Source organism: Pseudomonas faucium (genome assembly GCF_021602585.1).
Taxonomy (GTDB): Bacteria; Pseudomonadota; Gammaproteobacteria; order Pseudomonadales; family Pseudomonadaceae; genus Aquipseudomonas; species Aquipseudomonas faucium.
Genome location: NZ_BQIP01000004.1, coordinates 224,207 through 239,738, shown reverse-complemented (window position 1 = coordinate 239,738; position 15,532 = coordinate 224,207). Strand labels below are relative to the sequence as shown.

Sequence of the window (15,532 nt, the reverse complement as noted above, 5' to 3'; positions counted from 1 at the left end):
CACTACGAATTGAATGCCTGCCGAGGACATCATGGCTAACGAAAACGAGATCACCTCCCCCGAGGACCAGGCCCTGGCCGATGAATGGGCTGCGGCCCTGGAAGAAACCGGTGACGCCGGCCAGGCCGACATCGACGCGCTGCTCGGCGCCGATGGCGGCAGCTCAGGCGCCGGCCGCCTGCCGATGGAAGAGTTCGCAAGCTCGCCGCGGCCCAAGGAAAACGTCAGCCTCGAAGGCCCCAACCTGGACGTGATCCTCGACATTCCGGTGAACATCTCCATGGAAGTGGGCAGCACCGAGATCAACATCCGCAACCTGCTGCAGCTCAACCAGGGCTCGGTGATCGAGCTTGATCGCCTGGCTGGCGAGCCGCTCGACGTGCTGGTCAACGGCACCCTGATCGCCCATGGCGAGGTGGTCGTGGTCAACGAGAAGTTCGGCATCCGCCTGACCGACGTGATCAGCCCCAGCGAACGCATCAAGAAGCTGCGCTGAGTGAAGGGCACGATGCGGGCCGCGATGGCCCTGGTCGGCTTGCTGGCCAGCGAGGTGGCGATTGCCGCCGTGGCCGCCACCCCGGCCGCGCCGGCCGCAGCCGCGCCCGGCAGCCTGGGCGGGCAGCTGGCGCAGATGGTCTTCGGCCTGTTGCTGGTGGTCGGCCTGATCTTTTTCCTGGCCTGGGCGCTGCGCCGCATGCAGGGCGCCACCCCCAAGGGCGGCCAGGTGATCGAGATCGTCGGCAGCCGCGCCATCGGCCCGCGTGACCGGCTGCTGCTGGTGCAGGTGGGCAACGAGCAGATTCTCATCGGCCACAGCCCCGGCAGCATCGAGGCCTTGCATGTGCTGGCGGAGCCGGTGCAGGTGCCTGCCAGTGCCCGCCAGGCAACGCCGGAATTCGCCCAGCGGCTGATGGAGCTGATGGGCAAGGATCAGAAGGACAAGAAGTGATGAGCCGCGCCCTGCGCACCCTGTTGAGCACCTTGCTGCCCATCGCGCTGCTGCTGGCCGCGCCGCTGGCGCTGGCAGCCGACCCGCTGTCGATCCCGGCCATCACCCTGTCCAACGGCCCGGATGGGCAGCAGGAGTATTCGGTCAGCCTGCAGATCCTGCTGATCATGACGGCGCTGAGCTTCATCCCGGCGTTCGTCATCCTGATGACCAGCTTCACCCGCATCATCATCGTGTTCTCGATCCTGCGCCAGGCCCTGGGCCTGCAGCAGACACCGTCGAACCAGGTGCTGACCGGCATGGCGCTGTTCCTGACCATGTTCATCATGGCCCCGGTGTTCGACCGGGTGAACCAGGACGCCCTGCAGCCCTACCTGAAAGAGCAGATGACCGCCCAGCAAGCCATCGACAAGGCCCAGGGGCCGCTCAAGGACTTCATGCTGGCGCAAACCCGGCAGAGCGACCTGGACTTGTTCATGCGCCTGTCCAAGCGCACCGACATCGCCGGCCCCGACCAGGTGCCGCTGACGATCCTGGTGCCGGCGTTCGTGACTTCCGAGCTGAAGACCGCGTTCCAGATCGGCTTCATGATTTTCATCCCGTTCCTGATCATCGACATGGTGGTGGCCAGTGTGCTGATGGCCATGGGTATGATGATGCTGTCGCCGCTGATCATCTCGCTGCCGTTCAAGATCATGCTGTTCGTCCTGGTCGATGGCTGGGCGTTGATCATGGGCACCCTGGCCGGCAGTTTCGGCGGCGTCTGACGCCGTCAAGGAGAGCCCCGCATGACCCCTGAAGTAGCTGTCGACCTGTTCCGCGATGCGCTGTGGCTGACCACGCTGATGGTTGCCATCCTGGTGGTGCCGAGCCTGCTGGTGGGCTTGATGGTGGCGATGTTCCAGGCCGCCACGCAGATCAACGAACAGACCCTGAGCTTCCTGCCGCGCCTGCTGGTCATGCTGGTGACGCTGATCGTCGCCGGCCCTTGGCTGGTGCAGAAGTTCATGGAGTACATCACCGGCCTGTACACCAGCATCCCGCAGCTGATCGGTTGAGGCGGCCATGCTGGAGCTGACCGACGCGCAGATCGGCACCTGGGTCGCCACCTTCATCCTGCCGCTGTTCCGGGTGACGGCGCTGCTGATGACCATGCCGATCTTCGGCACGCGCATGCTGCCGGCGCGCATCCGCCTGTACGCGGCGGTGGCCATCACCGTGGTGATCGTGCCGGCACTGCCGCCGTTGCCCGAATTCGACCCGCTGAGCCTGCGTGGCCTGCTGCTGTGCGGCGAGCAGGTCATCGTCGGCGCGCTGTTCGGGTTTTCCCTGCAGCTGCTGTTCCAGGCCTTCGTCATTGCCGGGCAGATCGTCGCGGTGCAGATGGGCATGGCCTTCGCCTCCATGGTCGACCCGGCCAACGGCGTCAACGTGGCCGTGGTCAGCCAGTTCATGACCATGCTGGTGAGCGTGCTGTTCCTGCTGATGAACGGCCACCTGGTGGCGTTCGAGATCCTCACCGAGAGCTTTACCACCTTGCCGGTGGGCAATGCGCTGATGGCCAACCAGTTCTGGGAAATGGCCGGGCGCCTGAGCTGGGTGTTCGGCTCCGGGCTGTTGCTGATTCTGCCGGCGATCGCTTCGCTTTTGGTGGTGAACATCGCCTTTGGCGTGATGACCCGCGCTGCGCCGCAGCTGAACATCTTCTCGATCGGCTTCCCGCTGACCCTGGTGCTGGGCATCGGCATCTTCTGGGTGGGTCTGGCCGACATTCTTTCCCATTACCAGGCATTGGCCAGCGAAGCGCTGCAATGGCTGCGTGAACTGGCAAGGGCGCGCTGAGCATGGCCGAGAGCGAGAGCGGTCAGGACAAGACGGAAGACCCCACCGAAAAACGCAAGCGCACCGCGCGCGAAAAAGGTGAGATCGCCCGCTCCAAGGAGCTGAACACGGTGTCGGTGACCCTTGCCGGTGCCGGCGCCTTGCTCGCCTTTGGCGGCAACCTGGCCGAAACCCTGATGACGCTGATGCGCATGAACTTCTCACTGACCCGTGAAGTGCTGGTCGATGAGCGCTCCATGGGCCAGTTCCTGCTGGCCTCGGGCAAGATGGCGATCTGGGCGGTGCAGCCGATCCTGGTGCTGCTGTTCGTGATCGCCTTCGTATCGTCCATCTTGCTGGGCGGGTTCATCTTCTCCGGGAGCCTGCTGCAGCCCAAGTTCAGTCGCATGAACCCCTTGTCGGGGATCAAGCGCATGTTCTCGCTGAACTCGCTGACCGAACTGCTCAAGGCGATGGCCAAGTTCTTCATGATCCTGGTGGTGGCGCTGGTGGTGCTCAGCAATGACCGCCAGGCGCTGCTGGCCATCGCCAACGAGCCGTTGGAGCAGGCGATCATCCACAGCGTCCAGGTGGTGGGCTGGAGTGCCCTGTGGATGGCGGCGGGCCTGTTGATCATCGCGGCGGCGGACGTGCCGTTCCAGCTGTACCAGACGCACAAGAAGCTGAAGATGACCAAGCAGGAGGTCAAGGACGAGTACAAGGACAGCGAGGGCAAGCCCGAGGTCAAGCAGCGCATCCGCCAGCTGCAGCGCGAGGTGTCGCAGCGGCGCATGATGGCCGCGGTGCCTGAGGCCGATGTGATCATCACCAACCCCACGCACTATGCCGTGGCCCTGAAATACGACCCGGAGCAGGGTGGGGCGGCGCCGCTATTGCTGGCCAAGGGTACCGACTTCATTGCCTTGAAGATTCGCGAGATCGCCGTGGAGCACAAGGTGCAGATTCTCGAGTCGCCCGAGTTGGCGCGGGCGATCTACTACTCCACCGAAGTCGAGCAGGAGATCCCGGCGGGGCTGTACCTGGCCGTGGCGCAGGTGCTGGCATACGTGTTCCAGATTCGCCAGTACCGCTCGGGCAAGGGCAAGCGGCCGGAGCCGTTGAAGGAAGACCTGCCGATCCCGCCAGACCTTCGCCGCGACAGCTGAGGGCCCAATCGCCGGTAAGCCGGCTCCCACAGAGTGGGTGGTGTGGGAGCCGGCTTGCCGGCGATAGGGCCGGCCCTGCCCGCACAAAACCCAAAGTTGGAAGGCTTCTTGCAGAGCCACGCCCAAGCGCCCCTTGGGCGTCAAAGTTTTGCATGAAGAGGAATCGCGGTGGATCGCACTCAGTTAATCAGCAACGCCCGGCAAAACCTGGCCGGTCTCGGCCGGGGCAACCTGGGGGTGCCGTTGTTGCTGCTGGTGATGTTGGCAATGATGATGTTGCCGATACCGCCGTTCCTGCTCGACGTCTTCTTCACCTTCAACATTGCCCTGTCGATCGTGGTCCTGCTGGTCTGCGTGTACGCCCTGCGGCCGCTGGACTTTGCCGCGTTCCCCACCATCTTGCTGATTGCCACGCTGTTGCGCCTGGCCCTGAACGTCGCCTCCACGCGCGTGGTCATGCTCCACGGCCAGGAGGGCCATGGCGCCGCGGGCAAGGTGATCCAGGCCTTCGGCGAGGTGGTGATCGGCGGCAACTATGTCGTGGGTGCGGTGGTGTTCGCCATCCTCATGATCATCAACTTCGTGGTGGTGACCAAAGGTGCCGGGCGTATCTCGGAGGTGAGCGCGCGCTTCACCCTCGACGCCATGCCCGGCAAGCAGATGGCCATCGACGCCGACCTCAATGCCGGCCTGATCGACCAGGCCCAGGCCAAGGCGCGCCGCGCCGAGGTGGCCCAGGAGGCCGAGTTCTACGGCTCGATGGACGGTGCCAGCAAGTTCGTGCGCGGTGACGCCATCGCCGGCCTGCTGATCCTGTTCATCAACCTGATCGGCGGCATGCTCATCGGCATGCTGCAGCACGGCATGAGCTTCGGCGATGCGGGCAAGGTGTACGCCTTGTTGACCATTGGTGACGGTTTGGTGGCGCAATTGCCATCCCTGCTGTTGTCCACCGCCGCCGCGATCATGGTCACCCGTGCCTCGGGCTCCGAGGACATGGGCAAGCTGATCAACCGGCAGATGTTCGATTCGCCGAAGGCGCTGGCGGTGTCGGCCGGCCTGATGATCGTCATGGGCCTGGTGCCGGGCATGCCGCACATCGCCTTCCTCAGCCTCGGCCTGCTGGCCGCAGGTGGCGCGTACCTGGTGTGGAAGAAGCAGCAGAAGGCCAAGGTCGAGGCGCTGCAGGAAGCCCAGCGCCAGCAGGACCTGCTGCCTTCGCCGCAACGTGCGATGGATACCAAGGAACTGGGCTGGGACGACGTCACCCCCATCGACATGATCGGCCTGGAGGTCGGCTACCGCCTGATCCCGCTGGTCGACCGCAACCAGGGTGGCCAGCTGCTGGCGCGGATCAAGGGCGTGCGCAAGAAGCTGTCCCAGGACCTGGGCTTTCTCATGCCCACCGTGCACATTCGCGACAACCTCGACCTGCAGCCCAGTGCCTACCGCCTGACGCTGATGGGGGTGATCCTGGCCGAGGCCGAGATCTACCCGGACCGGGAGCTGGCGATCAACCCTGGCCAGGTGTTCGGCACCCTCAACGGCATTGCCGCGCGCGACCCGGCGTTCGGCCTGGAGGCGGTGTGGATCGACGTCGGCCAGCGGGCCCAGGCGCAGTCGCTGGGCTACACCGTGGTCGACGCCAGTACGGTGGTGGCCACCCACCTCAACCAGATCCTGCAGAAGCACTGCCACGAGCTGATCGGCCACGAAGAGGTGCAGCAGCTGCTGCAGGTATTGTCCAAGGCTTCGCCTAAACTTGCCGAGGAACTGGTACCGGGTGTCATTTCCTTGTCGGGGCTGCTCAAGGTCCTGCAAGCGTTGCTTGCCGAGCAAGTGCCAGTACGTGATATTCGCAGCATTGCCGAGGCCATCGCGAACAATGCCGGCAAGAGTCAAGATACCGCCGCGCTGGTCGCGGCAGTGCGCGTCGGATTGTGTCGTGCCATCGTGCAAAGCATTGTCGGCGTTGAGTCCGAGCTGCCTGTGATCACCCTTGAGCCAAGGTTGGAACAGATTTTGCTCAATAGTCTGCAAAGGGCCGGGCAAGGTCAGGAAGACGGTGTTCTTCTGGAACCGAGCATGGCCGAAAAGCTGCAGCGTTCGTTGATCGAAGCAGCCCAGCGTCAGGAGATGCAGGGCCAGCCGGCCATCCTTCTGGTCGCCGGCCCGATCCGCGCCATGCTGTCGCGCTTCGGTCGCCTGGCTGTACCGAATTTGCATGTTCTGGCGTATCAGGAAATACCGGATAACAAGCAAGTCACCATCGTTGCCACCGTGGGCCCCAACGGCTGAGGTAGTGGGTTATGCAAGTTAAGCGTTTTTTCGCCGCCGATATGCGTCAGGCCATGAAGCTGGTCCGTGATGAGCTGGGCTCCGATGCCGCCATCATCGGCAACCGCCGCATCGCCGGCGGTGTCGAGCTGACGGCCGCGCTGGACTACAAGCTGTCCGCGCTGGCCCCGCGCGTGCCCAACGCCGAGCTGGAAGAAGAGCTGCGCAAGACCCATTCGCGCATCGCCACGGCCCAGGCCGAGCTGGACAACCGCGAAGATGCCAGCGAAGGCAACCGCCAATTGTTCGCCGGCCAGTCGCTGACCGCCTCGGAGCCGCTGATCGAGCCGCACGTGGAGGCGCCGGCAGCCGCTGCCGCAGCTGCCCCGGCGCCGGTCGACCAGCGCGTGTTCGACGCCATGCGCTCGGAGCTCTCGGGCCTGCGCGAGCTGCTCGAAGTGCAGCTCGGCTCGCTGGCCTGGAACCAGCTGCAAGGCGCCAAGCCTGCGCAAGCCAACCTGTGGCGCCGCCTGCAGCGTATCGGCCTGTCTGGCCCGATCGCCCGCGAACTGCTCGATCTCACGGCTGAAATCGATGAGCCGCGCCAGGCCTGGCGCATGCTCCTGGCGCACCTGGCGCGGATGATCGAGGTGCCCGAGGTCGAGCCGATCGAGGAGGGCGGGGTGATCGCCATGGTCGGCCCGGCCGGCATGGGCAAGACCACCACGCTGGCCAAGCTGGCGGCGCGCTATGTGCTCAAGTACGGCCCGCAGAACCTGGCCCTGGTGAGCATGGACAGCTTTCGCATCGGCGCCCAGGAGCAACTCAAGACCCTGGGCCGCATCCTCAACGTGCCGGTGACCTACGTCGACCCGGGCCAGTCGCTGGCCCAGGCGCTCGAGCCGCTGCTGCGCAAACGTGTGGTGCTGATCGATACCGCCGGCCTGCAGGCCAGCGACCCGGCGCTGCGCATGCAACTGGAAACCCTGGCCGGGCGCGGCATCGCCGCGAAGAATTACCTGGTGCTGGCCACCACCAGCCAAAAGCAGGTGCTCACCGCTGCCTACCACAGCTACAAGCGCTGCGGCCTGGCCGGTTGTATCCTGACCAAACTCGACGAAACGGCGAGCCTCGGCGATGTGCTGAGCCTGGCCATCAGTCATGAACTGCCAGTGGCCTACCTCACCGATGGCCCGCGTATTCCTGATGACCTGCACCTGCCGCGCCCGCACCAGTTGGTGACCCGCGCGGTCAATGTGCAGTTGCAAGACGAGCCCAGCGAAGAGGCCATGGCCGACATGTTCGCTGATCTCTATCACAACCCGCGGCGCGCGGGCTGATGATGAAGCGTATGCAAAATACCTACACCAGGGGGGCGCTGTAATGCCTCTAGTGTGGCTTGGGTCCAAGCGAGACAAGGTAAACAACGAACATGGGTAGCATGCATCCCGTACAGGTGATCGCCGTCACCGGTGGTAAAGGTGGCGTCGGCAAAACGAACGTTTCAGTGAACCTGTCCCTGGCGCTGGCCGAACTCGGCCGCCGGGTCATGCTGCTGGACGCCGATCTGGGCCTGGCCAATGTCGACGTGTTGCTGGGCTTGACCCCCAAGCGCACCCTGGCCGACGTGATCGAAGGGCGCTGCGAACTGCGCGATGTGCTGTTGCAGGGGCCGGGCGGTGTGCGCATCGTGCCGGCGGCCTCGGGCACCCAGAGCATGGTGCACCTGGCGCCGGCCCAGCATGCCGGCCTGATCCAGGCCTTCAGCGAGATCGGCGACAACCTCGACGTGCTGGTGATCGACACCGCTGCAGGTATTGGTGACTCGGTAGTCAGCTTCGTCCGCGCGGCCCAGGAAGTGCTGCTGGTGGTCTGCGACGAGCCGACTTCCATCACCGACGCCTACGCCCTGATCAAGCTGCTCAACCGCGATTACGGGATGAACCGTTTCCGCGTGCTGGCCAACATGGCGCAGAGCCCGCAGGAAGGGCGCAACCTGTTCGCCAAGCTGACCAAGGTCACCGACCGCTTCCTTGACGTTGCCCTGCAGTACGTGGGCGCCGTGCCTTACGACGAGTGCGTGCGCAAGGCGGTGCAGAAGCAGCGCGCAGTGTACGAAGCCTTCCCGCGCTCCAAGTGCGCGCTGGCCTTCAAGGCCATTGCCCAGAAGGTCGACAGCTGGCCGCTGCCGGCGAACCCGCGCGGGCACCTGGAGTTCTTCGTCGAGCGCCTGGTGCAACCCACCAGCGCAGGGCCGGTGCTATGAACGCGAGCGGATTCAAGATGTACAGCAAGGCGTCCAAGGACGCCCAGTACGAATTGATCGAACGCTACGCCCCGTTGGTCAAGCGCATTGCCTACCACCTGCTGGCGCGCCTGCCGGCCAACGTGCAGGTCGAAGACCTGATCCAGGCCGGCATGATCGGCCTGCTGGAAGTTGCCAACAAGTACGACGCCAGCAAGGGTGCGAGCTTTGAAACCTACGCCGGCATCCGCATCCGTGGCGCGATGCTCGACGAGGTGCGCAAGGGTGATTGGGCGCCGCGTTCGGTGCACCGCAACACCCGCATGGTCAGCGACGCGATGCGCGCCGTTGAAGCCAGAACCGGCCGTGACGCTAAAGATCATGAAGTTGCTGCCGAACTCCAATTGAGTCTCGATGATTACTACGGGATCTTGAACGATACCCTGGGCAGCCGCCTGTTCAGTTTCGACGACCTGTTGCAGGACGGCGAGCACGAAGGCTTGCACGAGGACGGCGTCAGTGGCCAGGTCGAGCCATCGCGCGACCTGGAGGACGAGCGCTTCCAGGCCGCCCTGACCGATGCCATCGCCAACCTGCCGGAACGCGAGCGGCTGGTGCTGGCGCTGTACTACGACGAAGAGCTGAACCTCAAGGAGATCGGTGAGGTGCTGGGGGTCAGCGAGTCGCGTGTCAGCCAGCTGCACAGCCAGTGCGCCGCGCGCCTGCGCAGCCGTCTGGGAGAGTGGCGGGCGCGTTGAGCCCGGTATCGTTGCAGTCGTTTTCCATGTTGTACCGAATTGAATGAGTTGCGTGCTCGGTAGGCCGAGCGCGTTTGAGACTGCTTGGAGGTCTACTTGAACAAAGACATGAAAATCCTCATCGTTGACGACTTTTCGACGATGCGGCGAATCATCAAGAATCTGCTGCGTGACCTTGGCTTCACCAACACCGACGAGGCCGACGACGGCACCACGGCGCTGCCGATGCTCGAAAGCGGCCATTACGACTTCCTGGTGACCGACTGGAACATGCCGGGCATGTCCGGCATCGACCTGCTGCGCAAGGTGCGCGCCCATGACCGCCTCAAGGGCATGCCGGTACTGATGGTGACCGCCGAAGCCAAGCGCGACCAGATCATCGAAGCGGCCCAGGCCGGCGTCAATGGTTACGTGGTCAAGCCGTTCACCGCCCAGGTGCTCAAAGAAAAGATCGAGAAGATCTTCGAACGCGTCAACGGCTGAGTCACGTCAGGGGGCGCCATGGAATCATCACAAACGTCTTTGGGGGAGTTCGAAACGACCCTGAAGAAGCATGCCCAGGAGCTGGTCGAAAGCCTGGAGCGCGGCCGTTTCGGCGAGGCGGTGCAGCTGATCCATCAGCTCAACCAGACTCGCGACCGCGGCCTGTACCAGGAAGTCGGCAAGCTCACCCGCGAGCTGCACAGCGCGATCGTCAGCTTCCAGATCGACCCGCACATGCCGCAGGCCGAGGAAGTCTCGCAGATCACCGACGCCACCGAGCGCCTGTCCTACGTGGTCAAGCTCACCGAAGGCGCCGCCAACCGCACCATGGACCTGGTGGAGGAGAGCACGCCTGTGCTCAACGACCTGGCGGCCGAGGCCCAGGGCCTGAGCCTGGACTGGCAGCGTTTCATGCGCCGCGAAGTGGCCGCGCCGGAATTCCGTGAGCTGGTCAAGCGCGTCGACAGTTTCCTGACGCACAGCGCCGAGGGCAACCGCAAGGTGTCCGGCCACCTCAACGACATTCTCCTGGCCCAGGACTACCAAGACCTGACTGGCCAGGTGATCAAGCGCGTCACCGCGCTGGTGACCGAAGTCGAAAGCAATCTGCTCAAGCTCGTGCTGATGGCCAGTCAGGTCGACCGCTTTGCCGGCATCGAACATGACCACCAGCAGCTGCGCGCTGAAAAAGATCAAGAAAAACATCCGACTCGGGGTGAAGGTCCGCAGATTCATGCCGATAAGCGTGAAGACGTCGTGTCCGGTCAGGACGATGTCGATGATCTGCTGTCCAGCCTGGGTTTTTAAGGAGCACGTTTAATGAGCTTCGGCGCCGATGAAGAAATCCTTCAGGATTTCCTGGTAGAAGCCGGCGAAATTCTTGAGCAACTGTCCGAGCAACTGGTCGAGCTGGAAAGCCGGCCCGACGATGCCGACCTGCTCAATGCCATTTTTCGCGGTTTCCACACTGTAAAAGGGGGCGCCGGCTTCCTTCAGCTCAACGAGCTGGTGGAGTGCTGCCATATCGCCGAGAACGTCTTCGACATCCTGCGCAAAGGTGAGCGCCGGGTCGATGCGGAACTGATGGATGTGGTGCTTGAGGCACTGGACACGGTCAACAGCATGTTCGGCCAGGTGCGCGAGCGCAGCGAAGTGACGGCGGCCACCCCCGAGCTGCTGGCGGCCCTGGCGCGCCTGGCCGAGCCTGCCGCTGCCGGCCAGCCTGCGCCAGCCCCGGCGCCGGTGGCCGAGGCGCCCGCCGCCGAGGCAGACATCACCGACACCGAATTCGAACAGCTGCTCGACTCGCTCGATGCGGTCAAGGCCCAGGCCGAAGCGGCGGCCGAGCAACTGCAGGGTGAAACCCTCAGTGGCGCCACCGACGAAATCACCGACGCCGAGTTCGAATCGTTGCTCGACCAGCTGCACGGCAAGGGCCAGTTCTCGGCCGAAGTCGTCGCCACCGAGCCGCCGGCCGTTGCCGCCAGTGCACCGGTGAGCGACGAAATCACCGATGAAGAATTCGAGTCGCTGCTCGACCAGTTGCACGGCAAGGGCACTTTCCAGGCCGACGCGCTGCCGGCTGCCGCGCCGGTGGCCAGCAGCGCACCGGCCGCCAGTGGCGACGAGATCAGCGAGCACGAGTTCGAAGCGCTGCTCGACCAGCTGCATGGCAAGGGCAAGTTCTCCGGCGACAGCGTGACTGCCGAGGCCCCTGCCGCGGTTGCCGCGCCCGTTGCCGCCAAGGCCCAAAGCCTGCCCGTGGCCAAGCCCGCTCCAGCCCCGGCCGCCAAGCCCGCAGCGCCAGCGCGCGCGCCGGCCCCTGCCGCCGAGAAGCACGCGGTCAGCGAAGCGGAAACCACCGTGCGCGTCGACACGGCGCGCCTGGACGAGATCATGAACATGGTCGGCGAACTGGTGCTGGTGCGTAACCGCCTGGTGCGCCTGGGCCTGAACAGCGGCGACGAGGCCATGTCCAAGGCCGTGTCGAACCTCGACGTGGTCACCGCCGACCTGCAGACCGCGGTGATGAAGACCCGCATGCAGCCGATCAAGAAAGTCTTCGGCCGCTTCCCGCGCCTGGTCCGTGACCTGGCCCGCCAGCTCAAGAAAGAAATCAACCTGGAGCTGGTCGGCGAAGAGACCGACCTGGACAAGAACCTGGTCGAGGCCCTGGCCGACCCGCTGGTGCACCTGGTGCGCAACGCCGTCGACCACGGCGTGGAAATGCCCGACGAGCGTGAAGCCGCCGGCAAGGCCCGCACCGGCCGCGTGGTGCTGTCGGCCGAACAGGAAGGCGACCACATCCTGCTGTCGATCTCCGACGACGGCAAGGGCATGGACCCCAACGTGCTGCGCGCCAAGGCCGTGGAAAAGGGCCTGATGGACAAGGACGCGGCCGAACGCCTGAGCGAGTCGGACTGCTACAACCTGATCTTCGCCCCGGGCTTCTCGACCAAGACCGAAATCTCCGACGTGTCCGGCCGTGGTGTCGGCATGGACGTGGTGAAGACCAAGATTTCCCAGCTCAACGGCTCGATCAACATCTTCTCGGCCAAGGGCCAGGGTTCGAAGATCGTCATCAAGGTGCCGCTGACCCTGGCGATCATGCCGACCCTGATGGTGATGCTGGGCAACCAGGCGTTCGCCTTCCCGCTGGTCAACGTCAACGAGATCTTCCACCTCGACCTGTCGCGCACTAACGTGGTCGACGGCCAGGAAGTGGTGATCGTGCGCGACAAGGCGCTGCCGCTGTTCTACCTCAAGCGCTGGCTGGTCCAGGGCCAGGTGCACGAAGAGCAGCACGAGGGCCACGTGGTGATCCTCTCGGTCGGCACCCAGCGCATCGGCTTTGTCGTCGATCAACTGGTCGGCCAGGAAGAAGTGGTAATCAAGCCACTGGGCAAGATGCTGCAGGGCACCCCGGGCATGTCGGGAGCCACCATCACAGGTGATGGCCGCATCGCGCTGATCCTCGACGTGCCGAGCATGCTCAAGCGTTACGCGGCACGGCGTATCTGATTTTCGGCGGCGCACCCTGGCGGGTTGCGCCGCCTAATGGAGTGTTTATGGCAGTCAAGGTCCTGGTGGTGGATGATTCGGGTTTCTTCCGCCGCCGCGTCTCGGAAATCCTCTCGGCGGACCCGACGATCCAGGTCGTAGGTACCGCGACCAACGGCAAGGAAGCGATCGACCAGGCGCTGTCGCTCAAGCCCGATGTCATCACCATGGACTATGAAATGCCCATGATGGATGGCATCACCGCCGTGCGGCACATCATGCAGCGCTGCCCGACGCCGGTATTGATGTTCTCCTCGCTGACCCACGAAGGCGCCCGGGTCACCCTCGATGCGCTGGATGCCGGTGCGGTCGACTACCTGCCGAAGAACTTCGAAGACATCTCGCGCAACCCGGACAAGGTCAAGCAGATGCTGTGCGAGAAGGTGCATACCCTCTCGCGCAGCAACCGCCGTTTCGGCGGTTATGCCAGCCAGCCAGCGGCCAGCGCCCCGGCGCCGGCAGCGCCGGCCGCTGCCCATGCCCCGGCCAGCAGCCTGGCCAGCCCGGCCCCGGCCCGTGCCGCCGCACCTGCGCGCCCTGCAGCGGCCCCGGCGGCGCATTCGCCGGCGCCCAAGCGCAAGCCCTACAAGCTGGTGGCCATCGGCACCTCCACCGGCGGCCCGGTAGCCCTGCAGCGGGTGCTGACTCAGCTGCCGGCGAACTTCCCGGCGCCGATCGTGCTGATCCAGCACATGCCGGCGGCCTTCACCAAGGCCTTTGCCGAGCGCCTCGACAAGCTGTGCAGGATCAACGTCAAGGAAGCCGAGGACGGCGATGTGCTGCGCCCGGGCTTGGCGCTGCTGGCCCCCGGCGGCAAGCAGATGATGATCGACGGCCGTGGCACGGTGAAGATCCTGCCCGGTGACGAGCGCCTCAACTACAAGCCCTGCGTGGACATCACCTTCGGCTCGGCGGCCAAGTCGTATGGCGACAAGGTGCTCTCGGTGGTGCTCACCGGCATGGGCGCCGATGGCCGCGAAGGCGCGCGCCTGCTCAAGCAGGGCGGCAGCACGGTGTGGGCCCAGGATGAGGCAAGCTGCGTGATCTATGGCATGCCCATGGCCATCGTCAAGGCCAACCTGGCCGACGCGGTGTACAGCCTGGACGAGATCGGCAAGCACCTGGTAGAGGCCTGCGTCTGATGGATGTGCTAAGCCTGATTGGCCTGATCCTGGCGTTCGTCGCCATCGTCGGCGGCAACTTCCTCGAAGGCGGCCATGTCGGTGCGCTGCTCAATGGCCCGGCCGCGCTGATCGTGCTCGGCGGCACCCTGGCGGCGGCGTTGCTGCAGTCGCCGCTGTCGTCGTTCAAGCGTGCGCTGCAGATTCTGCGCTGGATCATCTTCCCGCCGCGGGTGGACCTGGCCGGTGGCATCGACCGGGTGGTCAACTGGAGCCTGACGGCGCGCAAGGAAGGCCTGCTGGGCCTGGAAGGCGTGGCCGATGCCGAGCCCGACCCGTATGCGCGCAAGGGCCTGCAGCTGCTGGTCGACGGCGCCGAGCCGGAGTCGATCCGCAGCATCCTCGAGGTCGATTTCCTGACCCAGGAAGGCCGCGACATCCAGGCTGCCAAGGTGTTCGAGAGCATGGGCGGCTATGCGCCGACCATCGGCATCATCGGTGCGGTGATGGGCCTGATCCACGTGATGGGCAACCTGGCCGACCCCTCGCAACTGGGCAACGGCATTGCCGTGGCCTTCGTCGCGACCATCTACGGCGTGGCCAGTGCCAACCTGATCCTGCTGCCGATCGCCAACAAGCTCAAGGCCATCGTGCTGCGCCAGTCGCGCTACCGCGAAATGCTCCTCGAAGGCTTGCTGTCGATCGCCGAAGGCGAGAACCCGCGCTCGATCGAGCTGAAGCTGCAAGGCTTCATGGAGTAGCCCATGCGTCGCCGTCGTCACACCGAGGAACACGAAAACCACGAGCGTTGGCTGGTGTCCTATGCCGACTTCATCACCTTGCTGTTCGCGTTTTTCGTGGTCATGTACTCGATTTCTTCGATCAACGAGGGCAAGTACAAGGTCATCTCGCAGGCGTTGCTGGGGGTGTTCAACGACCCCGAGCGGAGCATGAAGCCGATCCCCATCGGCGATGAGCAGCCGCTGAGCGTCAAGCCGGCCGAGCCGCTGATCAAGGACAGCGAGCAGACCGACGCGGGCCTTGCGCAAACCAACGTCGACCCGCTCAAGACCATCAGCGACGACGTGCGCGATGCCTTCGGCGACCTGATCAAGTCCGACCAGATGACCGTGCGTGGCAACGAGCTGTGGGTGGAGATCGAGCTCAACTCCTCGCTGCTGTTCGGCAGCGGCGATGCCATGCCCAGCGACAAGGCGTTCGCCATCATCGAAAAGGTCGCCAATATCCTCAAGCCGTTCGCCAACCCGGTGCATGTCGAAGGCTTCACCGACAACCTGCCGATCCGCACCGCGCAGTACCCGACCAACTGGGAGCTGTCGTCGGCGCGGGCGGCGAGCATCGTGCGCCTGCTGGCGATGAACGGGGTGAACCCTGGGCGCATGGCTTCGGTGGGCTATGGCGAGTATCAGCCGGTGGCCAGCAACGACAGCGCCGAAGGCCGTGCGCGCAACCGCCGGGTGGTGCTGGTGATTTCCCGTAACCTTGAGGTGCGCCGCAGCCTGACCGGTACCGGCAGCGCCAACGCCACCCCGGACGCCGCGCTGCGCCGGGCTGGCACACAAAGTGCACCGGCAACGCCAGCAAGCAAGGCGGGGCAGTAACTCGTCAATTCTCTGTCACCGCGTTTTCTG

At 64.7% G+C, this 15,532-nt stretch carries 16 protein-coding genes; all 16 read left to right on the top strand.

Translation table 11 applies throughout. The features are described from left to right. Positions 1 to 31 precede the first annotated feature (31 nt). Entirely contained in the window at positions 32 to 496 is a 465-nt protein-coding gene (gene fliN, locus L6D75_RS07410) for a flagellar motor switch protein FliN (protein WP_176513146.1), read from the top strand. 12 nt (positions 497 to 508) lie between these two features. Further along, positions 509 to 949, top strand: a complete 441-nt coding sequence (gene fliO / locus L6D75_RS07405) for a flagellar biosynthetic protein FliO (RefSeq protein WP_176513180.1) — start codon at positions 509 to 511, stop codon at positions 947 to 949. Next, on the top strand, positions 949 to 1,716 hold the full coding sequence (gene fliP, locus L6D75_RS07400) for a flagellar type III secretion system pore protein FliP (protein WP_176513147.1): 768 nt from the start codon (positions 949 to 951) through the stop codon (positions 1,714 to 1,716). Before fliO ends, fliP begins: the two co-directional genes overlap by 1 nt. Before the next feature lie 21 nt (positions 1,717 to 1,737). After that, complete coding sequence (gene fliQ, locus L6D75_RS07395) at positions 1,738 to 2,007, top strand: flagellar biosynthesis protein FliQ (protein ID WP_176513149.1); 270 nt, start codon at positions 1,738 to 1,740, stop codon at positions 2,005 to 2,007. A gap of 7 nt (positions 2,008 to 2,014) precedes the next feature. Next, positions 2,015 to 2,791 (top strand): flagellar biosynthetic protein FliR, encoded by a 777-nt coding sequence (gene fliR / locus L6D75_RS07390; RefSeq protein WP_176513151.1) that lies wholly within the window; start codon positions 2,015 to 2,017, stop codon positions 2,789 to 2,791. Between the two features lie 2 nt (positions 2,792 to 2,793). Beyond that, complete coding sequence (gene flhB / locus L6D75_RS07385) at positions 2,794 to 3,936, top strand: flagellar biosynthesis protein FlhB (RefSeq protein WP_176513153.1); 1,143 nt, start codon at positions 2,794 to 2,796, stop codon at positions 3,934 to 3,936. Positions 3,937 to 4,104: 168 nt separating this feature from the next. Continuing rightward, positions 4,105 to 6,234 carry a flagellar biosynthesis protein FlhA gene (gene flhA / locus L6D75_RS07380; protein ID WP_176513156.1) on the top strand — a complete coding sequence of 710 codons (2,130 nt, stop codon included), beginning with the start codon at positions 4,105 to 4,107 and terminating at the stop codon, positions 6,232 to 6,234. A gap of 11 nt (positions 6,235 to 6,245) precedes the next feature. After that, positions 6,246 to 7,553, top strand: coding sequence for a flagellar biosynthesis GTPase FlhF (gene flhF / locus L6D75_RS07375; RefSeq protein WP_176513158.1), 1,308 nt, complete (start codon positions 6,246 to 6,248; stop codon positions 7,551 to 7,553). 92 nt (positions 7,554 to 7,645) lie between these two features. Continuing rightward, positions 7,646 to 8,479 (top strand): flagellar synthesis regulator FleN, encoded by an 834-nt coding sequence (fleN, locus tag L6D75_RS07370; RefSeq protein WP_016393812.1) that lies wholly within the window; start codon positions 7,646 to 7,648, stop codon positions 8,477 to 8,479. Further along, positions 8,476 to 9,216, top strand: coding sequence for an RNA polymerase sigma factor FliA (gene fliA / locus L6D75_RS07365; RefSeq protein ID WP_176513160.1), 741 nt, complete (start codon positions 8,476 to 8,478; stop codon positions 9,214 to 9,216). The genes fleN and fliA overlap by 4 nt, the downstream gene beginning before the upstream one ends. A 108-nt stretch (positions 9,217 to 9,324) precedes the next feature. Beyond that, the gene (locus L6D75_RS07360; protein ID WP_104881405.1) at positions 9,325 to 9,699 is read left to right on the top strand and encodes a chemotaxis response regulator CheY; all 375 of its coding nucleotides are present in this window, start codon (positions 9,325 to 9,327) and stop codon (positions 9,697 to 9,699) included. 18 nt (positions 9,700 to 9,717) lie between these two features. Next, complete coding sequence (locus tag L6D75_RS07355; RefSeq protein WP_176513162.1) at positions 9,718 to 10,506, top strand: protein phosphatase CheZ; 789 nt, start codon at positions 9,718 to 9,720, stop codon at positions 10,504 to 10,506. A 12-nt stretch (positions 10,507 to 10,518) separates the two neighbouring features. Further along, on the top strand, positions 10,519 to 12,720 hold the full coding sequence (locus tag L6D75_RS07350) for a chemotaxis protein CheA (protein WP_176513164.1): 2,202 nt from the start codon (positions 10,519 to 10,521) through the stop codon (positions 12,718 to 12,720). Positions 12,721 to 12,767: 47 nt separating this feature from the next. Further along, entirely contained in the window at positions 12,768 to 13,901 is a 1,134-nt protein-coding gene (locus L6D75_RS07345; protein WP_176513166.1) for a protein-glutamate methylesterase/protein-glutamine glutaminase, read from the top strand. Further along, complete coding sequence (locus tag L6D75_RS07340) at positions 13,901 to 14,641, top strand: flagellar motor protein (RefSeq protein ID WP_176513168.1); 741 nt, start codon at positions 13,901 to 13,903, stop codon at positions 14,639 to 14,641. The genes L6D75_RS07345 and L6D75_RS07340 overlap by 1 nt, the downstream gene beginning before the upstream one ends. A 3-nt stretch (positions 14,642 to 14,644) precedes the next feature. Further along, on the top strand, positions 14,645 to 15,502 hold the full coding sequence (gene motD / locus L6D75_RS07335) for a flagellar motor protein MotD (RefSeq protein ID WP_176513170.1): 858 nt from the start codon (positions 14,645 to 14,647) through the stop codon (positions 15,500 to 15,502). The last annotated feature ends 30 nt before the right edge of the window (positions 15,503 to 15,532 follow it).